The organism is Bradyrhizobium sp. NBAIM18 (genome assembly GCF_020193825.1).
GTDB classification, from domain to species: Bacteria; Pseudomonadota; Alphaproteobacteria; order Rhizobiales; family Xanthobacteraceae; genus Bradyrhizobium; species Bradyrhizobium yuanmingense.
Genome location: NZ_JADYVO010000004.1, coordinates 483,002 through 503,838 on the forward strand (window position 1 = coordinate 483,002; position 20,837 = coordinate 503,838).

Consider the following 20,837-nt stretch of genomic DNA (forward strand, 5'->3'; position numbering starts at 1 on the left):
GGCGGAAGCAATCCTGAAATGCCTCCGCGGAGACACTCTGGATTGCTTCGTCGCAAGAGCTCCTCGCAATGACGAATGGAGAGAGCTCCGCGACGGTGGAGAGAACTCAGCGCCTCAATTCGCCGCGAAGCAGTACAGCAGCCCGTCGCCGCCGGTGGTCTTCAAATCGGCCTGCGAGCAGCCGCCGTCGGGACCACGCGAGGGGTGAGAGCTGTTCCAGGATTTCGAGGGCTCGTCGTCGCGCAGACCCCGGCGATCGAAATGGCCGACCATCGCGGCGCCTTGCGTGCTCGACGTCCAGTTCTTGCAGGTGCGATCGTCCGGCCCGGCAAACGCGGTGCCGTCCAGTTGCGATCCCGTGAGGATGTCGTGCCGGTTCGGCTGGTCGCCGGCACCATTGATGACCTCACCCTTTTCGCTGAGCGCGGTCTGCTTGGTGAGATTGTTCGTCGCGCCGTGCAACTCGGCGACGTCCTTGGCGATCACCGTGCCCTTGGCGTTCTGCCACGGCCCCTTGCCGATGCGATCCTTGGCGTTGACTGCCGGCTTGCCGTCGGCGGCCTGCGTCGACAGATAGGCGCGCCAGGTCTTTGTGCCGGCGCCGGCGGCTTGTGCAAGCTTCTGGCACTGCGCGTCGGCTCCTTCGAGACCGCCGAGATCGGCGCCCTTGCCGGGCCCGTTCGAGGTCACGAAGAAGGTCATGTCGGCCGACTGCGCCAGCGCCGATGGGGCAGCAAGCAAGACCATGGCCAGCGCAACACCGGAAATCGTCATGGATCTCTCGATACGGATCATCCTGTCCTCCCAACGTTGTTTTTGTTCGCCGCCTGACTTCAACCCGAGGCGCCCCCGCTTATTCCGATGCCGTGCTGCGAGAGGCCCAAAAGAAAAGGGCGCCGTGCCGAAGCACGACGCCCTGGTTCCTCATCTCGTCCGCGATCAGTTGGTCTGCTGAATCGCTGACAATTCCCAGCCTGTGCCCGGCCGGCGGGCGAAGGTCCAGATCTCGGTCGCCTCGCCCGGCTGCTCGCTGCCGGCGACGATTGCGCCGGTGTTGCGGTCGAGCGTCTTGTCGGTGAGTGCGAAGCGCAGCGCCACCGTTGCGTAGTCGGTCTCGCCTTCGCGCCAGGCTTCCGCGAGATCGCCCTGCAACAGCTTCACATCCGTGACCTTGTTGACCACGTTGCGGGCGCGGTTCTGGGCGAGGTCCTGCTCGAAATAGGAGACCATTTCCGGCGTCGCGACCGTGTGCAGCTTGGCCACGTCCTCGTTCGACCAGGCGGCCTGGACGTCGCCGAGCAGGCGCTCGAACGCCTCATAGTCGTCCGGCTTGATCTCGAGCGGCGCGTTGTTGGCGCCGAAGCCGAAGCCGCCGAGTCCGCTGCCAAGCCCGCCACCGAGACCGCTGCCACCGAGACCGCTGCGGTAGTTCGTCTGCGGTCCGGGCGCTGCGCCGGCCTCAGCATTGGCGTAAGCCGCCCGCGGAGCGTGACGGCGCTGCCACCAGGACATCGCCAGCCGGACCACGAGCACCACCAGCGCGATCTGGATGATCAGGCCGATGATCGAGGACAGGCCGCCGAGGCCGCCGAACAGGCCGCCGCCGAACAGCATGCCGAGCAGGCCGGCGCCGAGGAAGCCGGCCGCAAGGCCGCCCATGAAGCCGCCGGCGCGGCCGAACAGGCCGCCACGCGCAGGCGCGGCAGCCGCGGAGTTCATGCCTGCACCCGGCTGGGTGTAGGTGCGGTTGAACTGCGAGGCCGAGCCCGGCGCGGTCGTGGTCGACGGCGGCGCCGAATAGGAGCGCGTACCGCGCGAACCCGACGACATGCCGCCGCCCGCGCGGGCGTCGGCCGACGAGATCGTCAGCGCGGTCGGCAGCGCAAGCGCCAGCACGACGGCAATCGTGTTGAAGAATTTCCGGGAGCGAAGCGAGAAAGTCATGTGCGTTTCCCAAATCCCCGGCATGGGGACGTGCCCCTAAGATGGTCAGACTTCCCGAAAAGTGAAGCCGGTTTCGGAACTTGCGGCTGCGGCCCTCAGTCGCGGGGATGTGGCAAAAGCCCATATATGACAGGGGTTTTACGGGAACCATTGGAGGATGCTTACCGCCGGGTTTACGACCCGATTTCCGCTTTTCCCCGGGGCCGCGAGCCGAGCTGGCCCACCAGCCGCGGCAGGTCTCACCCCTGCTTCGTCATCGTTTCCTTCACCGCCGCGACCAGCTGGCTGAGCGTGAAGGGCTTTGGCAGGAAGTCGAACTGCTGGCCTTCGGGCAGGCTCTTCTCGAAGGCATCCTCGGCATAGCCGGAGACGAAGATGAACTTGATGTCGGGGTTCTTCTCGCGCATGGCCTTCAACAGCGACGGGCCGTCCATCTCCGGCATGACGACGTCGGAGACGACGAGATCGATCGCGCCACTTTGCTCGTCCAGCACCTCCATGGCCTCGACGCCGTTCTCGGCCTCGACCACGGTGTAGCCGCGCGAGCGCAGGCCGCGGGCATTGAGCGCGCGCAGGCCCTCCTCGTCCTCGACCAGCAGGATGGTGCCCTGCCCGGTGAGGTCGGTACGCGGCTTCGCCTCTGCCGCCGCAGCGGGCGCGGCTTCCTTCGCGGCTCCGCTGGTCGCGCCGATCGCGGCTGCGGGCTGCTCGACCTGCACCTCCGGTTCGGCGATGTGGCGCGGCAGGAAGATGTGGAACGAGGTGCCCTGCCCCGGCTCGGAATCGACGTAGATGAAGCCGCCGGTCTGCTTGACGATGCCGTAGACGGTGGAGAGCCCGAGGCCCGTGCCCTTGCCGACCTCTTTCGTCGAGAAGAACGGCTCGAAAATCTTGTCGCGGATATCGGCGGGGATGCCGGTGCCGGTGTCGGCGACCTCGATGCGGACATAATCCGCGGCCGGCATGCCCTTGTAGGCGAGCTTGCCCGAATCGTCGCTGGTGACGTTGGCGGTGCGGATGATCAGCTTGCCGCCATCGGGCATGGCGTCGCGCGCGTTCACCGCGAGGTTGACGATCACCTGCTCGAATTGGGAGACGTCGACCTTCACCGGCCAGAGGTCGCGGCCGTGGACGAGGTCGAGCTTGACCTTCTCGCCGATCAGCCGGCGCAGCAGCATGGTGAGATCGGACAGCGCGTCGCCGAGATCGAGCACCTGCGGCCGCAGCGTCTGCCGCCGCGAGAACGCCAGCAACTGCCGCACCAGGGTGGCGGCGCGCGTTGCGTTCTGCTTGATCTGCATGATGTCCTGGAACGACGGGTCGGTCGGCTTGTGCGCGTTCAGCAGGAAGTCGTTCGCCATCATGATGGCGGACAGCACGTTGTTGAAGTCGTGGGCGATGCCGCCGGCGAGCTGGCCGACCGTCTCCATCTTCTGCGACTGGTTGATCTGGTTTTCCAGCGCGCGCCGCTCGGTGGTCTCGAGCATGTGCACGATGGCGGCTTCCGCCTCGGTCTCGGCCGAATCGACCGGCGTCACGAAGAACTGGCCCCAGCGTTCCTTGGCCCCTTCCAGCGCCACCTCGACCGGCGCGATATCGGCCTTGCCTTCGGCGGCCTGGTTGATGGCTGCGATCAGGAGGTGCCGGTCGCGCGAATTGACCGCGCGGAAGATCGACTTGGAAGAGGTGTCGAGCCCCAGCGCCTGACTGAGCTTAGCGTAGCGCGCATTGGCGCGCACCACGTTGCCGGCGCGATCGACGGTCGCGATCGCCATCGGCGTGTGGTCGAAGAAGCGCATGAAGCGCACTTCGGCGGCACGATCAGGGTCGCTGCGCTCGTCGCGGGCGCGGCTGATCACGAGCGTGCGCGAGGGCCCCGGCGCGCCGTCGGCGCCGAAGGCGAGCTTGTGATAGAGCCGCACCGGCATGGTCTTGCCGGTGCGCATGCGCAGGTCGATGTCGAACACCTCGGTCTTCACCTCGCCCGGCACCGCCACGATCGAGGTCAAGAGCGAAGCGCCGTCGCCGGAGACGATATCGGTAAGCTTCAGGCCGCCGGAGCCGATCTCGGCGAGGTCGTAGTCGAGCCAGTTCGCCAATGTCGCGTTGACATAGGCCAGCTCGCCGGCCGGATTGACCGAGAAGAAGCCGCACGGGGCGTGATCGAGATATTCGATCGCGTGCTGGAGCTCCTGGAACACGTCCTCCTGGCGTTCGCGGTCGCGCGTGATGTCGGCGATCGACCACACCGCGTATTTCGCCTCGCGCTTGCCGGTGCCGAGCGGGCGCACGCGCATGCGCAGCCAGCGGCCCTGATTGCCGTCATGGCCGGAGATGCGCACCTCTTCCTGCTGCCGCTTGCCCTCGCGCGCGGCCTTGAGCAGCCGGAACACGGCTTCCGAGACGTCGGGGTTACCGATGAAGACGCGCTCGACCGGGCGGACGTCCTGCGGGCCGGTGGCGCCGGTCAGCGTCAGATAGGCGGCATTGGAATAGACCACGTGTCCGCGCGCGTCGGTGACCGCGAGCCCGTCGAAGGCGTGATCGGAGATGCGGCCGATGACGGGATCGTCGAGATTGCGGTCGGCGAAGCGGATGATGCCGGCGGCGAAGGCGAACAGGTTGAACAGGCCGACCATCGCCAGCACGGCGAGGATGCCGAGGATATAGGGCTGCGCCTGCGCGCGCCCGAGCGTCATCAGCCCAACGGCCACGGCGACGAGGCCGGCGGCCACCAGCAGCACCAGCGCAATGCTGCCCGAGCGCGGCGACGGCTCGTGCGCCGCAACGGGCTCGCGTGTGAGGTCGTGGTCGGTCTCGGCGGTCATTCTCGAGCTGGCGCAGCCTGTCGGCAGAGAATCAACGCGCCACCGGGCGCGTGGGGTCCTCCCTGCCTGAATCGGACCCTGAGGTGCAAGGGCAGCAGCGGCAAAAGGTACGCTGATTCCCAGATTACGGCCATTTCCGGTACTTTTCGGGCATTTTATCCCCGCCCGGCGCTGAATCCGCGCTTCAGGCGCATGACGTAGCCGATGACTTCGGCGACGGCATGGTAGTGCTCGGTCGGGATTTCCTGGTCGATGTCGACGGTGGCGTAGAGCGCGCGGGCCAGCGGCACGTTCTCCACGATCGGAATGTCGTGCTCGCGGGCGATCTCCCGGATCTTGAAGGCGAGATTGTCGACGCCCTTGGCGACGCAGATCGGCGCGGTCATGCCGCGCTCGTAGGACAGCGCCACCGAATAGTGGGTGGGGTTGGTGATGATCACGGAGGCGTTGGGAACCGCCGCCATCATGCGCTTCTTGGCGCGCTGCTGCCGCAGCTGCCTGATCTTGCCCTTGATGTGCGGGTCGCCTTCGGACTGCTTGTACTCTTCCTTGATCTCCTGGAGCGACATCTTCTGCCGCTGGAACCAGCTGCGGTACTGGAAGAAGTAGTCGGCGATGGCGACAATCGCGAGCGCGGCGACCACCGCGCCGAGCAGTTGGATGGTCATGCTGGTGCTGGCGCCGAGCATGGCGGCCGGATCGAGCCTGACCATCGCCTCCATGCGGTGCCGCTCCGGCCACAGGATCATGGTCATGACCACGCCGAGAGCGACCAGCTTGCCGATGCCTTTGAGAAAATTGGCGGCCGCCTGCTTGCCGAAGATGCGCTTGAAGCCGGCGCCGGGCGAAATCTTGTTGAATTTGGGCTTGAGCGACTCCGCCGACCACACCAGACGGTGCTGGAGCATGTTGCCGGCGATGGCCGCCAGCACCAGCATCAACAGGGGTACGCCGACCGCAGCAAGCACGGCGAGCTCGATCTGCTGCATCAGCGCGAGCAGGGCCTTGCCGTCGGTCTTGATCATCCAGGAATTGGCAAGCAGGTTGCGCATCGGCGTCAATAGCCCGCTGCCGACCGAGCCCGAGAAGGTCGCCACGACGAGCGTGCCGCCCGCCATCATGAACCAGGTGTTGATCTCCTGGCTCTTGGCGACGTCGCCGCGTTCGAGCGCATCGTCGAGGCGCTTTTGCGTCGGGTCTTCTGTTTGACTTTCGGGATCGTTGTCTTCCGCCATCGATCGATCCCCGTCACTTGAGCGGCATCATCTGGTGCATGACACCGATGAAGTAGTCGAGAAAGGTGCCCATCATCGCGGTGAGCACCACGGCGAGCACCAGGAAGCCCGCGAAGATCGACAGCGGCACGCCGACGAAATAGACCTGCATCTGCGGCATCAGCCGCGCCAATATCCCGAGCCCGATGTTGAAGACGAGGCCGAACACCAGGAAGGGCCCGGAAAGCTGCAAGCCGAGGCGGAACGCGGCGGCGAAGGCACGCGTCGCAAGCGAGGCGACGTCGCCGCTCGACACGGTCTCGCCCGGCGAGAAGATCTTGTAGCTGTCGTTCAGCGCCGCAATGACGAGATGATGGCTGTCGGTGGCGAACAGCAGCGTCACCCCCAGCATGGTCAGGAAGTTGCCGACCAGCACGCCCTGCTGGCCCTGCGTCGGATCGACCGAGGTGACGAAGCCGAGCCCCATCTGCTGCGCGATCACGGATCCCGCGACCTGGAGCGCCGACAATGTCACGCGCGCGGTCGCACCCAGGACGATGCCGATCGCGATCTCATGCAGCATCAGCACCAATAGTGGTGCCAGCGAGCCCATGTCGACCTGATAGGCGTTGCGATGCAGCGGCAGGATGATGAGCGTGAGCAGCAGCGCGATCGACAGCTTGATCCGCGTCGGGATGTTGGTCTCGCCGAGGCCGGGCAACAGCATCACCATCGCGCCGACCCGGGCGAAGGCGAGCATGAAGGAAGCGGCGAGCGCCGGCAGCAGCGAGACGTCGATGCGCATAATCGAATGCCTCGGCTCCAACATTCGCATGCCATCGCGGCAGGCACTTTTGCGAATGTTGGAGCCAAAGAGGCATTCGCAAATATCAATAGTCGTGCGGCTATTGGATTTGACATTCGCCAACGCGACTCGCGGAGCCCCCAGGGCGAATGTCAAATCCACCGCACGACGCATAGTGCCTCAGCCGCCGATGATTCGCGACGATATCCGCAGCATGTGGGCGTGCATCGAATCGGCCATGAACGGCAGCGCCAACAGCATCGTGGCAAAGATGGCGAGGATCTTCGGCACGTAGATCAGCGTCTGCTCCTGGATCTGCGTCAGCGCCTGGAACAGCGACACGATGACGCCGACCACGAGGCCGACCACCATCAGCGGCGACGACACGATCACGATGGTCCAGATCGCATCGCGCGCGACGTCGAGGGTCTCGGGTCCGGTCATTTTCGATTTCTCACTCTGAATTGTTTTTCGTCATTCCGGGGCTCGCGTAGCGAGAGCCCGGAATCCATACTCCCGATCGTGGTTATGGATTCCGGGCTCGCGACTTCGTCGCGCCCCGGAATGACAGCCTGGTCAGATCGGCATCTTCATGATGTCTTCATAGGCCGCGATGACGCGGTCGCGGACCGAGACCAGCGTGGACACCGCGACATCGGTGTCTGCGACCGCCGTAACCACGTCCATCACGTTGGCCTTGCCGGAGGCCATTGCCACCGTCTGCGCGTCGGACTTGCGGCCGGATTCCACGACGCTGCCGACGGCGTCCTTCAGCAGCGCGGCGAAGGATTGCCCGTTCGGTTCGCTGCCTTTGCCGGCGCCGGTGTTCTCCAGCACGCGGGCGAGGCTGGCGTAAGCATTGGCGGCAATTGTCGGTGATGCCATGGCTCAAATGTCCTGTTCAGCTCTTGAGGATGTCGAGCGTGCGCTGGATCATCCGGCGCGTCGCACTGATGATGTTGAGGTTGGCCTCGTAGGACCGCTGCGCGTCGCGCATGTCGGTCATCTCGACCACCGAGTTCACGTTGGGATATTTGACGTTGCCGCTGGCATCCGCAGCCGGATTGTTCGGCTCGTATCTGACGCGGAAGGCGGACTGGTCGGGCTTGATCCTGCCGAGGGTGACGACCTGCGCGTCGAGCGTGCGGTCGAGCGCGGATGAGAAGGTCGGCACCTTGCGCCGGTAGGGATCGCCGCCGGCAGTCTGCGCCGTCGAGTCCGCATTCGCGATGTTCTCCGAGATCACCCGCATGCGGCCGGCCTGCGCGCGCAGGCCCGAGGTCGCGATTGCCATGGAGCGGGCGAAGTCGCTGCTGTCATTTGCCATGATCCGCCTCCTTTAGGGCCTAACCTTTGCCGATCGCGGTCTTGAGCAGGCGCAGGCTCTTCGAATAGAGCGAGGTCACCGCCGCGTAGTCCATCTGGTTGCTGGCGGCCTTCATCATCTCCTCCTCGAGATTGACGGCATTGCCGGCGGGGCGGGTCTCGAAGCCCGCATTCTTGTTCTGGTCGAAGGCGGAAGGGGCCCCCGACGGCGCCAAATGCGAGGCGCTGGTCCGGGTCAGGACCAAGGGCCCCATGGACCCCGTGACGGCGCCGGCCTTGTCGAACTTCGGCTCGACCAGGTCGCGCGGCCGGAATTTCGGCGTGTCGGAATTGGAGACGTTCTCGGACAGGACGCGCTGGCGCTCCTGATGCCACTGCATCTTAGTGCGAAGCACCGACAGTTCCGGAATATCGTTGATGGACATCGCCGCGGCTCCCTCCGCCCCGACGGACCCTAGGGACCGCCGCTAGGCAGAATTTGCCGCCTGTATGGTTAACAGCTGGTTAAGGACCGGTCGTGATGCATGTCCCCAGCCGAAACTGATTCTTGCGCCCCGCCATTCGACGCGGCGAAAAGTGGCATTAACCCAGCCGTTTGGCGAGACGTGCACAGGGCAAGAAGTCGTTTTGGATCGGGCGATTCATGGGTTATTAAGAGTTGGGGACGGCAAAACTTGCCGTGGAACGTTAAGAAATCGCAGTTTGGGGCATCGTCCGCCGGTGGTCGATTCGACTGACCATGGGCACGAAAAAAGCGCCATTTGTCGGGGACAAGTATGCAAGGCAGCCCTATCACCTTCATCGTCGCGTTCATCGTCGTTCTGGCGTTGATCGGCGTCGCTGCATGGCTGGTTCGCCGATTCGCCGGTAGCCGCATCGGCGCCAACACTCAGCGCGGCCGGATGCCCCGCCTCGCCGTGATCGACGCCGCCGCGGTCGATGGCCGGCGCCGGCTGGTCCTGGTCCGGCGCGACAATGTCGAGCATCTGCTGATGATCGGCGGCCCAACCGACATCGTCGTCGAGCCCAACATCGTTCGCGCCGCGCCCAGCCGCGACCAGATCCCGCAACGTCCGAGTGCCGCCGAACCGCCGCGCCTTGCCCCCATGCCCGATGCCGGCGGCTGGGCCGACGAAGCGCCGCGGCCCGAGCTGCTCGATCATCCCGAGCCGCAAATGCCCGAGCCGCCGCCGCGGCCCGCGCGGCCATCCTTCGCCGACGAGGTGCGCCGGCCTGCGCCTGCACTGGCCGAACGCCGCAGCGAGCCGGCTCTGGGCGGCTTTACGCCGGAGCCGATCGCGCCACGTCCCGAGCGCGAACCGCGGCCCGAGCCGCTGCCGCCGCGCATCGCCCGCGGCGAGCCGCCGCTGATGCCGCGTCCGCCGCGCGGCAGCGAGCCGATGAAGATGCCGCCGGTGCGGGCCGAGCGCGCCGCTGCACCACCGCCTCCTCCGCCCGTGCCGCAGGCCGCGCCGGCTCCGCCGCCGGCAGCGGCTGCCGCGCCCTCGAGCGCCGAGCAGAATCTCGCCGAAATGGCGCAGCGGCTCGAGGCTGCCCTGCGCCGCCCGGCCGGCGAAACGGTCGCGCCTCCGGTTGCGCCGGAGCCGCCGCCCGCTCCGGCGCGCGCCGCCCGCAGCGAGCCGCCGGCACCGCCCGCCGCGCCGGCGAAGCCGGCTGCGGAAAAAACCAGCTTTGAAAATCTCGAAGACGAGATGGCCTCCCTGCTCGGCCGTCCGAAGCCGTCTTCGTGAGGTTGCCCGCCCTCCCGCGTAGAGTTCTTTTCCTTTCTGTCCTGGTCGGCGCGGCTTCGCTCGCGATGCCGTCGCATGCCCAGGACATCAGCATCAATCTCGGCGGCGGCGCTGGTGGCGGCGGCGTCACCGAGCGCGCGATCCAGCTGATCGCGCTGCTCACGGTGCTCTCGATCGCCCCGTCGATCCTGATCATGATGACGTCGTTCACCCGCATTGTGGTGGTGCTGTCGCTGCTGCGCACCGCGATGGGCACCGCGACCGCCCCGCCGAACTCGGTGATCATCGCGCTCGCGATGTTCCTCACCTTCTTCGTGATGGGCCCGGTGCTGCAGAAATCCTACGACGAGGGCATCCGCCCGCTCGTCGCCAACCAGATCGGCGTCGAGGACGCATTCCAGCGCGCCTCCGTGCCGCTGCGCGGCTTCATGCAGAAGAACGTGCGCGAAAAGGACCTGAAGCTGTTCCTGGACCTCTCCGGCGAGCCGCCGCCGGCCACGCCCGACGATCTCGCCTTACGCATTCTCGTCCCCGCCTTCATGATCTCCGAGCTGAAGCGCGCCTTCGAGATCGGCTTCCTGTTATTCCTGCCGTTCCTGATCATCGACCTCGTCGTCGCCTCCGTGCTGATGTCGATGGGCATGATGATGCTGCCGCCGGCGACGATCTCGCTGCCGTTCAAGCTGATCTTCTTCGTGCTGGTCGACGGCTGGTCGCTGGTGGCGGGCAGCCTGGTGCAGAGTTACGGGGGGTAAGGCTTCGTTCGCTGCTGCGTCCTTTCCGCTCTCAGCGACAGCCCCGCTCCCTCCTCGTCATTGCGAGGAGCCTTTGCGACGAAGCAATCCAGACTGCCGCCGCGGAATGAGTCTGGATTGCTTCGCTGCGCTCGCAATGACGAGTTTGTGGCGCGATCACGGGCCGCGCTTCGCGCGGAGACAGTCCTACCGCGTCATCTTGATCTGCCGCACGACCGGGATCGTGGGCAGCGAGCCGGTGTGGTCGCTCGTATCTTTGGTCTGCGGCGCGCCGGGCGCGCGGGCGCTGGCGTCGGGGAAGCGCTGCTTCATCTCGCGCAGGAAGCCGTCGAGCGTGTCGACGCTGGCAGCGAGCTTGGCGATCTCGGCGAATTCGGCGCTGGAGGCTGCGGCCGGCTTGCTCGCAATGTCGAAGGCGAGACGGTCGGCGCTCTCGCTCATCAGCGGGGCGTATTTCTCGCGGAAGCGCGATAGGCCGATCGAGTCGTCGGCGAGGGCGTAGCCGACGGCGGCGCGGATGATGTCGCTCTTCTCGACCGCATTGAGCGGCTTGAAGTCGCGGAAGCGGTCTCCGTAATAGAGCTCGATCTGCTCGGCGGACTCGCGCCAGCGTCGCGCCGCCCAGAAGATGTCGGAGCGCAGGCGGAGCACTTCCCGCCCCGCGACGTTGGAGACGATGTCGAGCGCGAGATCGTGACGGCCGACGTCGCTCTGCGCACGCGCCTCCAGCAGCAGACGCTGCTGCCGGAGCTCGCCTGAGAGATCGCTGATGCGGCTCGCGCGCAGCGCGGTGATGGCCAGGTCGGGCTTGCGGTTGGCGAGATAGATCATGGCGAGGCGCGCGGCGACCTGGGCGCGCGCGGCGCCTTCGAGGCGATGATCGATCTGGTATTGCAGGAGCTCGGCGGCCTGATCGAGCAGATCGATCGAGGCGAGACGGTCGGCGAGACGGCGGATCAGCTCGTCGCCGCGGCGGCCGATCGGCGTCAGCTCGCGGAACTCGTAGAACATCCCGAGCGCCTCGACCGGCGGCAGCTCGTCGCCCTTCGGCCCGAGGAATATCTGCGTGAACAGCTCGGAGGCGAGATCCTGCGCCTGACGCGAAGCTTCGGCGTTCGGCTGCAGCCGCGTCGCGGTGCGCGCAGCGGTGAGCGCATCGCGGTAGCGCCCGTTCTCGGCATAGAGGCGCGACAGCATCTGCAGCGTCTTGACCTCGATCGCATCGCCGCGCCAGGTCATCGACAGCGTCTCGAGCTCGCGCAGCGCCTCTTCCTTGCCGATCTCGTCGCGCTTCTGTCGCAGCGCGATCTCGAGCTGCTTGGCCTCGGCCGCAGCCGGACGGTCGTTCGAGGCGACCGCGAGCTTGTAATCGTCGAGCGCATCCTTGTCGTGGCCGAGCGCCTCGGCGAGCCGGCCGCGCAGCACGGCGAAGCCTGGCGCGGCCTCGGGCGGGACACCGACCACCTCGAGCTCGTTGCGGCGCTTGGAGGCGCCGGCATAGTCCTTCACCTCGAGGGATGCGCGCATCGCGTCCATCGTCACGATGCGCTGGATGTCGAGCGGCAGCGAGGCGATGGCGAATTCGACGTTCTTGAACTTTTCGCGCGCATCGGCCCATTTGCCCTGGCGCGCATAGGCGAGCGCCTTCCAAAGCTGGGAATCGTGGCTATTGCCGATCGCAGGATTGGCGAGATCCTTCAGGCCCTGCGCCGGCCGGCCGATCAGGATGTTGGCGATCGCATGCATGATCAGCGCGCCGCTCTCCTCCTTGTTGAGCGGATCGCTCAGCATCACGTCGGTCACGGCCTTGGCCTCGTGATACATGGCGCGCGACATGTAGAATTGCGCAAGATCGAGCCGCGGCAGCGAACGCAGCGCCGGCTCGACCGCCGAGATCGCCGTCATCAGTTCGCCCTGGCGCGCCATGAAGTTTTCCGACTGGCCCTTGCGCCAGCCTTCGGGACTGAAAATCGGGCGCACGGCGGTCGGCGCCCGCTCGGCCGAGATGTCGACCGGCGACAGCGTCAAGCCGCCCTTCTTGCCGAGAATCACCTTGTCGGAGCCGACCTCGACGCCGACCTCGTCGGAGTTCGGCCGGATCGCGATGCCGTGCGCGGATTCCAGCAGCGAGAGATCGACGAGGTCCTGCCGCTTGATGAAGCCGCGCACCGGCCGCTGCGCGGTGACGACATAGAGCGTGTCACCGGCATCGGGATCGGTGAGCTTGTGCAGCTGGCCCGGATTGGCGAAGGGGATCGCGATATTGGCGAGCGCGGGATCGGTGATGTTGCGCGACATCATCAGCGGCAGCGGCGTCGCCTGGATCTTGTCGGCGAGCGTCAACATCCAGTTGCTCTCCTTGCCGACCTCCTCGCTCGTCAGCGAATAGACCAGCGGACGGGTGAGACGGATGCGTACCGCCTGCGCCTTGTCGAGCGGGACCCGGCCGACCTCGCCGATCATCGCGCCGCCCTTGGTGCGGATCGCCTCGATATCGACGGGCTTCGGCGTATCGAACACCAGCCACACGGTGTCGCCGCGGCGGAACGCCGCCGCCGGCGTTGCGACCTGAAACGGGAACGTCACGCGCAAGCCGTCGCTGTCGCGGCGCGCATCGACGCTGGCAATCGCGGGCGCGACCGGCACCTCCGCCGGCACAGCCTTGGCAGCATCCTTGCCAGCATCCTTGGCGGCATCCTTGACCGGTTCCTTCGCGACCTCCCTGGGCGCTTCGACGGGCGCAGCCGCAGCCGCCGGCGCCGGCTTCGCAGCTTCCTTGGGCGGTTGGGCCGCTTCGGCCGCGGGAGAGGCTGCCGGTTTCGGCATTTCGGCGGGCGGCGGCGTGGCGGGCGCTTCCACCTTCACCTCGGGCTTGATGTCGATCCTGGCCTCGCGCGCGATCGTCTCGGAGGTCGGCGGTGGGATCTCGCGATGGGCGTCCTTCTTCTCGGCGGCGGGCTTTTCCGGTGCAGGTGCAGGTGCAGCGGCAGCCGCCGGCCCGCGGACCGGCTTCATCTGCGCGATCGTCGCCTCGGGCGTTGCCGCCAACTTCCCCTTGTCGGGCTGGAAGGAGACGTCGACGACGTAGTTCTTCTCGTCGCGGAACGAATGCACGTCGGCATCGCCGATCAGCGCGATCTCGACATTGGTCTGGTCGATATCGGACTTCTGCTTGATCGAGGCGACGTTCGGCGGCGCGGCGAGGACCGCGTCCGCCAGGTCGAAATTGAGATTGGCGTTGAAGACGAGCGTCAGCTTCTGCTCGTTGAGCACGGAGGAGACGCCGACCCCGTCGGGCATCTCGAACACGAAGCGCACGAAGGTCGGCTGCACCGAGGCGCGCACGCGGATCGGCGGACGCTTCCTGGACTCCGCGGCGGCACGCTGGGCGCGCAGCGCACGCTCGGCCGCGCGTGCCCGTTCGGCAAGCTCCTTGACCACGTCCATGGGCAGGCTCGGCGGCGGCCCCTTCCAGCCCTCGGGCAGCAGGTCGATGAAGGTGCGCTCGCCGGCGTTCATGGTGTTGACGGCGACGCGCCGCGCCAGCGACAGGCGGATGGCGCCGCCGTCAGGGTCGCGGCGGGCGGAATTGACGTAATCGGGCGCGCCTTCCGGAATGCGCTCGACGGGAACATCGACGGGCCGGTCGAAGCGGATGACGAGGATCGAGCCCGCGGTCGTCACCTCGGAGGGAACGTCCTCGCCGAGCTTGATGACGAGACGGGCAAAGCCGCCACCGGCTGAAAACGTCGCCTCGCCCCTGATCGGATCGGCCGCCCGGCCGGGCGCCGCAAGGCCAAGCAGGAGACAGGCCGCCAGCAAGGCCGCGGCGCGGGCGTGACGCGACAAGCCCCGCGCCGATGCGCGGGCTCGCGACACAAATCCAGCGGCAGCCTCTCGCGCCATTGGCGACATTTCTTCCGGTTCGGCGGTCATGCCGGCACTGGCGCCGGCGGTGCCGTCGACTGTAGGTCTCGCCAATTAAGGACTTGTTAATGCTATGTCTTGATTTGCGGGAACAGCTCGCCGTGCCGGATGGAGCGGGGGCCGGTCCGCCAGTTTGAATTTGAGACGCAGGCGGTTAAGCGGTTGTTAACGGCTGCACGACGGTGCCGTCGCGGCTGGTCAGTCCCTTTGCGGCACCCCATAGCGGACAAAGTCTTCGGCGATTCCAGCCTCGATTCTTCTGGCCTCTAAGATATCCCTATTGCCGCCATCGGTGTCACCGAGCTTGAATCTGGCGACCCCGCGACCGTACAGCGCGCTCGCCAGCTTGGGCGCGTACCGCAACGCCGCGTTGTAGTCGTCGATAGCCGCGGAGAGTTGTCCCATTTTCAGATTTATCAGGGCTCGCGAATCGTATGTCGCGGCGTTGCCCGCTCCCGATCGAAGCACCATCTCGCAATCCTCCATCGCAGCCTGCAAGGCGCCGAGGATGGCCCGGGCCCAACAGCGTCCGCTCCAGGCCGCCTCCAGCTTCGGGTCAAGGCGAATTGCTTCGTCATAGTCCTGCGCTGCACGGTCGTACGCATTCCTCTTCAAGAACGCTGCCGCACGGTTGGCAAAGGCAGTGGCATAGTTGGGGTTGAGCTTCAGCGCCTCCTGAAAAGCGCCAAGGGCGAGGTCGTGCGAGCCCGTCCTCAGATAGGCCACTCCGAGGTTGTTGAAGGCTTTCGCATAATTCGGGTTATGCCGGGTCGCTGCGACGAAATCCTTGATCGCGCCTTCGTAGTCGGCTTTGGCGCTATGGGCATTGCCCCTGTTGTTGTGGGCGACGGCAAAGCCATTTGCGCTCCCCTCGCCCGCATCGATGAAGGCCGTGCAGGCATCGATGCGAGCTTCGGGCGAGACCCGATCTGACCCGTTACATAGCTCGATATTCTTGAGTGAGCTGCTCTTCTTCGACGTCTGCGCCAAGCCTGACGAACCGGAGAGTCCAACGATCAGAATGAGCATCCCTGCCCTGATGACACTGGCCCGTGCGATTTTCACACCAAGCGCCGAACTCCGCGAGCGAAACGAAGCACTCATGTTGCGTCTCTCTGCCGGGCCGGACGCTGCGCCGGCATCACGGCGGCTTCGGCCGAGCAAACTTCTCAGCATCCCCGACAGATAATGAGCCTGCGATTGGCGCTTCGATCGGGCTCCGGCGCCGCGCCGGCCGGCGGCTTCTTCAGGACCTTGCTTTTGCCCTCTTCGATCAGCGTCGAAAATTTGGCCGATCCGTCATCAGAAATCTCGATGTGCGGCGTCGTACCTCGGATCCCCAACGTGGCAACGGGCGTATCGACCTTCATATCGCCGGTCTTCGCAACATTGCCCGCAACAAAAGTGAACGTTCCCTTGGCAAGACTGAACAGGGTCGCGTTGGACTTGCCGGCCGGCTCATACACATAGTGATCCAGCACCATACGGGCGTTGCTCGATAAATTGAACGAGCTGCCGTCGCTAAGATTTATTCCGACCCGGCCGTCGTCTCCGGTCAGCACCACGTCACCAAGATATACGGGATCACCCCTCTTGGCCTGGCCGGGCTCACTCGAGACATTCGCTTGAACGATCACTGCGCCCGCATGTTCGATCGTGACGGAGCCTGTGGCCGTCGCCACCTTCCCGATCGGTTTGGAAGACGAGTTGGCGACGGCGGGCCCGGTGGAAGCGACTTGCGCTTGAGCCGCACTCGGCGAGAAATTGGCTAGCGCCAAGACCAAGCCGGTCGCCAAAGCGGCTGTCGTAGGTCTGCACATGATCCGCCCTTTCCGAGAAGATCCTATCGCCTAGCGGCGGCTCATTTCTTGAACCGCGAAGCCGGTCGCAATAAATAAATTTCTTGTTTAATAATTTTAATCGTCCTAATTTACCGTAACGCTACGGAAGCGCCACAAATTAAATAAGCTCTCGTTGGTCAATTTAATCACTTTAGCGGGAGGGATACGCGCCGGGAATGGCATTACGCGCCGCCGTCCCCCGTGCCATGCGTCTCTCTGGACCAGACTTGATGATTTCGGCGGGCAAGCCTTCGGCTGCCAGCGCCCAGGATATTTGTCCCTTGGCGAGGGCCGCCCCGAAAGACCATGGCAGCACGCCGAGCCTGAATTAATCACCCAGGCGAGGTCGAGCCATGTTGGTTGCATCCGATGTCCAGGTTGGCAATAGGGCCGCCGCGGCCCTGCCAGTCCAAATCATTGGCCATATTCATACAGCGCTCGGCTGCGGTACGCTCACGCGAGCCAGTGGCGTCGCCACACAGGCCGTAGCCGGCGCGCCTGTCTACCGGGCTGACGTGATAGAGACTGACGCCGACGGACAGACCACGATTCGCTTTATCGACGGTACTTTCTTCAACATCTCCTGCGACACTCGCCTCGCGCTAAGCGAATTCGTCTTCGACGTCGAAGGCACGCCACCTGCAGCCCTGTTCGACGTGACCCGAGGCAGCTTCAGTTTCGTACCAGGTCGGCTGGCAGAAACCGGGTCTCTCCAGCTGAATACGCCAATTGCAGGCATTCGCGCCCGAAGTCACGCGGGCGGTTTCGGAATGCTGACGCTTGCAGCATTGACTTTCTCGGTTGCGGAAAATGCCGAGGCCGCGGACCCGGACGTCACATTCCTGGATGACGACTCCATCACTTACAAGGACCTTGCGCACGGCGCATTTGAGCTCGTGACCAAGGAGCCGATCCCACGGCACATCATCGTCGATGATCCCGGCGAAACGATCATCGTCAAGAAAGTGGGATCCACCATCAGTGTCAATCAGGTCGCGAACTCGGCGGCTCGCATGGACGAGTTGCGCGCCGCACAGCAGGACGTGCTCGCCAATCTGGACGGACAGGGGCCGCATGGCTCGAGCACGCCTCCCTTCGTCAAAACCCAATCGCTGCAGCCGATCAATTTCATTCAGCCCGACGCGCCCTCGCTGCAGAATTTGCTGGCGCCTGTGTCGCCATTCGTCATTCCCGTTTTCGACCCCATACCGCCGACACTCAGCACCGGAGCGGGGCCGAGCGAGCTCGATACGGTGGTGTTTGATACATTCACTGCGACGAGCGGAATCTTCGCTGCCAGCAGCACCAGCGGCAGCGCCAAGCTGACCTTTGGCGTCATAGGGGCGACCGCCGGCGAGACGGTCCTCGGCGGAGTGACATACGACCTGTCAAAGCCCGGTCCGTACGGAACGCTCTACGTCAACAGTACGAGCGGCGCTTACACGTTCGTGCCTGACAGCATCGCGATCAACGCGCTGAAGGCGCCCACGACCGACAGTTTCGTCATCACGGTTTCCGACGGCCTCGGTTCTGCGAGTCAGACGTTCACAGTCACCATCAACGGTGTCGACGACGCCGCAATCATCTCCGGCACCACGACCGGCTCGATCGTCGAGGCTGGCGGCATTGCCAATGGAACGCCCGGCTCGCCGATTGCGACCGGCACGCTTTCCGATACCGACGTCGACGACCCACCAAATACGTTCACGGCCGTGAGTTCGCCAACCACGAGCACCGGCGGCTATGGCACCTTCACGATGACGGCTGCCGGCGTGTGGACCTACACCGTGGACAATTCGAACCTCGCAGTGCAGAGGCTCAATGCCGGCCAAACGCTAACCGACAGCTTCACGGTGACCACAATCGGAGGCACGCCCCAGGTGGTGACGATCACCATCCAGGGAGCCGGTGATGCAGCGGTCATCTCCGGCGACACGACCGGCGCCGTCATCGAGGCTGGCGGCGTCGCCAGTGCAAACCCCGGCACGCCCATCGCGACCGGCACCCTCACCGATACCGACGTGGACACGATCGCAAATGCATTCACGGCCGTCGGTTCGCCGACGCAGAGCGCCGCCGGCTACGGCACCTTCACCATGACGGCTGCCGGCGTGTGGACCTACACGCTCGACAACGCCAACGCTGCGGTGCAGGCGCTCAATACCGGCGAAACGCTGACCGACACGTTCACGGTGACCACTCTGGATGGAACCGCCCAAGTGGTGACGGTCACCATCCATGGCACCAACGATGCCGCCATCGTTTCCGGCACCACGACCGGTGCGGTGACCGAGGCCGGCGGCGTTGCTAATGCGACACCGGGCAGCCCGAGCGCAACCGGCACGCTGTTTGCCGCCGACGTCGACAATGCGTCCAATACCTTCACAGCGGTGAGTTCGCCCAAGGCAAGCACGAATGGTTATGGCACCTTTACGCTAACCGCCGCCGGCGCGTGGACCTACATGCTCGACAATGCGAGCGGCGCGGTGCAGGCGCTGAATGTCGGGGACACACTCACCGACAGTTTTACTGTCACGACCCTCGACGGCACGCCGCAGGTGGTGACGATCACCATTCACGGCAGCAACGACGCGGCCCTCATTTCCGGCACCACGACCGGCTCAGTGATCGAGGCAGGAACCTTCTCGCCCGGCGCTCCCATCGCGACTGGCACGCTGACCGATACCGACGTCGACAACGCGCCGAATACGTTCACCGCGATCTCTTCACCGACCGCGAGCGACGACGGATACGGCACCTTCACGATGACCGCAGCCGGCGCATGGACGTACACCCTCGACAACAACAACAGCGTGGTTGAGGCTCTCGATTCCGGCGACACCCTGACCGACACATTCACGGTAACTGCGATCGACGGCACGACGCAGACGGTGACCGTTGCCATTCATGGCGCTAGCGATGCTGACCCCAACGATTTTGACAACCTGGCCACCGGATCCGTCGTGATCTCCGATCCCCCGAACGTGTACGGAACGCCGGGGAGCGAAACCATCGCCGGCGGCGGCGACACAGGTCAGGTCATCTATGCGGGAGCCGGCAGTGATACGGTCAATGGGACCGGCAAGACGGACGTTCTCTATGGCGGTTCGGGCAATGACACGATCAAGGGCAACGATGGCAATGATGCCATCTACGGCGGCTCGGGAAACGATACGGTAAACGGCAACAACGGCGCCGATACCATAACCGGCGGGTTTGGTGCGGACCAACTCACCGGCAGCAATGGCAACGATCGTTTCGCATATCTGTTCGTCGCCGATTCCCGTGCCGGTCAGTTCGACACCATCACCGACTTCGCATCGGGAGCGGACAGGATCGACCTGACCGCCTTTGGCGCGCTCGGGTTTGCCATCCTGGCGTTGAGCTCAACCAACACGACGGTGCCGCCACATACGATCGCCTGGATCTATGACAGCGCGTCGAACGAAACCATCGTGTACGTCAACTCAACGGACCAGACCCTGCACATCGGCGATTCCAGTCTGCTCGAAATCCATTTGCAGGGGATTGCAACCGTCGATGCCTCGGACTTCATCCTGGCGCCAGCGGCGCCTGTAGTGGCGGTCGCCAGCGAGCTGACCGACCTCACCGCAACCCTGCAGAGTGATGCGGCCGGGGTAATGACGATCACTTCCGAAATCTCGTCCGACTCCGGAAGCGGCGACGGCACGCTCCTCGCAGAGAGTCCGGACATCCAGTCAAGCGAGCCGCTCCACAACCTGGATACGCCTTCGGACCAGATCGAACAAACTGAATATTCGAGCATCTCCAGTTCGGACCCGATGCAAACGCCCTCGACCGAAACACTCCGTATTGTTGCGGTAGCTCCTTCGGGCAGCGAACCGTCTACGATGTCGCAATACGTCGCCGCACCGACGGAGGCCAGTTTTGTCTTCGACCACCTGGCCGGTCCCGACACAGCATTGCTGGCCAAAAGTGGCACGATTGCTGGAAGCGGCCACATGCCTGACATTGCCATCGCCGCGCTGAATTTTGACCAGAATGCCGCCGAACAGCACGCCGGGCGCGGGCTTGCACCGGGGAACAATGCCGGGAATCACGGCGCCTCGCCTCAAGGAAACGCCGACGAGGCGGCGCATGCCCACGGTCGTGCCAACGATGGAATGGCAGAGGCGACGCTCAATCCGAGCCTTCTGAAGTCGTCGAGCGGGGGCGCCAACCATTCGCTTGCAAGCGAGACGCAGCAGCTCGGCGAGTCGTTCAAGTTCAAGGATAACGCTTCGCAGGGCTCACAGCACAGCGTGGTGCCGGATCATCTAGACCTCGCCGGTCATCCCGGCCACGCTGGAGGATTCCACGGGCTCGAACTGGCGTTCACGCCTGAACCATCTCCGCCCGATGTTGATCCGCCTCATGGCCCGAGTCCGGCTCACGGCCACGGCTTGCACGATCTGATCTTGTGAC

General features: G+C 65.0%; 15 protein-coding genes. 3 read left to right on the forward strand and 12 right to left on the reverse strand.

Features of this window, described 5'->3' with window-relative positions:
* Positions 1–114: 114 nt before the first annotated feature.
* The 9 genes from I6F17_RS12850 to flgB form a co-directional block, all read right to left on the reverse strand.
* Positions 115–795: a lectin gene (locus I6F17_RS12850; protein ID WP_225128838.1), complete on the reverse strand. Its 681-nt coding sequence runs from the start codon at positions 793–795 to the stop codon at positions 115–117.
* A 144-nt stretch (positions 796–939) separates the two neighbouring features.
* Complete coding sequence (locus I6F17_RS12855) at positions 940–1,968, reverse strand: TIM44-like domain-containing protein (RefSeq protein ID WP_225128836.1); 1,029 nt, start codon at positions 1,966–1,968, stop codon at positions 940–942.
* 215 nt (positions 1,969–2,183) lie between these two features.
* A complete protein-coding gene (locus I6F17_RS12860) occupies positions 2,184–4,772 on the reverse strand; it encodes a PAS domain-containing protein (protein WP_036013067.1) in 2,589 nt (862 codons plus the stop codon).
* Positions 4,773–4,927: 155 nt separating this feature from the next.
* The gene (gene flhB / locus I6F17_RS12865; protein ID WP_036043797.1) at positions 4,928–6,007 is read right to left on the reverse strand and encodes a flagellar biosynthesis protein FlhB; all 1,080 of its coding nucleotides are present in this window, start codon (positions 6,005–6,007) and stop codon (positions 4,928–4,930) included.
* Positions 6,008–6,020: 13 nt separating this feature from the next.
* On the reverse strand, positions 6,021–6,791 hold the full coding sequence (fliR, locus tag I6F17_RS12870; RefSeq protein ID WP_036043795.1) for a flagellar biosynthetic protein FliR: 771 nt from the start codon (positions 6,789–6,791) through the stop codon (positions 6,021–6,023).
* A 180-nt stretch (positions 6,792–6,971) separates the two neighbouring features.
* Positions 6,972–7,235 carry a flagellar biosynthesis protein FliQ gene (gene fliQ, locus I6F17_RS12875; RefSeq protein WP_025037372.1) on the reverse strand — a complete coding sequence of 88 codons (264 nt, stop codon included), beginning with the start codon at positions 7,233–7,235 and terminating at the stop codon, positions 6,972–6,974.
* Between the two features lie 132 nt (positions 7,236–7,367).
* The gene (gene fliE, locus I6F17_RS12880) at positions 7,368–7,676 is read right to left on the reverse strand and encodes a flagellar hook-basal body complex protein FliE (RefSeq protein ID WP_036043790.1); all 309 of its coding nucleotides are present in this window, start codon (positions 7,674–7,676) and stop codon (positions 7,368–7,370) included.
* A gap of 16 nt (positions 7,677–7,692) precedes the next feature.
* Positions 7,693–8,118 carry a flagellar basal body rod protein FlgC gene (gene flgC / locus I6F17_RS12885; protein ID WP_036013073.1) on the reverse strand — a complete coding sequence of 142 codons (426 nt, stop codon included), beginning with the start codon at positions 8,116–8,118 and terminating at the stop codon, positions 7,693–7,695.
* A gap of 19 nt (positions 8,119–8,137) precedes the next feature.
* Positions 8,138–8,542, reverse strand: a complete 405-nt coding sequence (flgB, locus tag I6F17_RS12890) for a flagellar basal body rod protein FlgB (RefSeq protein WP_036013075.1) — start codon at positions 8,540–8,542, stop codon at positions 8,138–8,140.
* Between the two features lie 351 nt (positions 8,543–8,893).
* Here flgB and I6F17_RS12895 point away from each other — a divergent pair, with 351 nt between their 5' ends.
* Positions 8,894–9,868 (forward strand): flagellar biosynthetic protein FliO, encoded by a 975-nt coding sequence (locus tag I6F17_RS12895; RefSeq protein WP_225128834.1) that lies wholly within the window; start codon positions 8,894–8,896, stop codon positions 9,866–9,868.
* Entirely contained in the window at positions 9,865–10,623 is a 759-nt protein-coding gene (gene fliP, locus I6F17_RS12900) for a flagellar type III secretion system pore protein FliP (protein WP_036013079.1), read from the forward strand. The genes I6F17_RS12895 and fliP overlap by 4 nt, the downstream gene beginning before the upstream one ends.
* Positions 10,624–10,809: 186 nt before the next feature.
* Here the strand turns inward: fliP and I6F17_RS12905 are convergent, their stop codons facing one another.
* The 3 genes from I6F17_RS12905 to I6F17_RS12915 form a co-directional block, all read right to left on the reverse strand.
* On the reverse strand, positions 10,810–14,529 hold the full coding sequence (locus I6F17_RS12905; RefSeq protein WP_225128961.1) for a tetratricopeptide repeat protein: 3,720 nt from the start codon (positions 14,527–14,529) through the stop codon (positions 10,810–10,812).
* A gap of 219 nt (positions 14,530–14,748) precedes the next feature.
* Entirely contained in the window at positions 14,749–15,654 is a 906-nt protein-coding gene (locus I6F17_RS12910; RefSeq protein ID WP_225128833.1) for a tetratricopeptide repeat protein, read from the reverse strand.
* Between the two features lie 65 nt (positions 15,655–15,719).
* Positions 15,720–16,346: a FecR family protein gene (locus I6F17_RS12915; RefSeq protein WP_346657033.1), complete on the reverse strand. Its 627-nt coding sequence runs from the start codon at positions 16,344–16,346 to the stop codon at positions 15,720–15,722.
* Positions 16,347–16,744: 398 nt separating this feature from the next.
* Between I6F17_RS12915 and I6F17_RS12920 the strand changes: the two genes are divergently transcribed.
* Positions 16,745–20,836: a VCBS domain-containing protein gene (locus tag I6F17_RS12920; protein ID WP_225128828.1), complete on the forward strand. Its 4,092-nt coding sequence runs from the start codon at positions 16,745–16,747 to the stop codon at positions 20,834–20,836.
* Position 20,837: the final 1 nt, after the last annotated feature.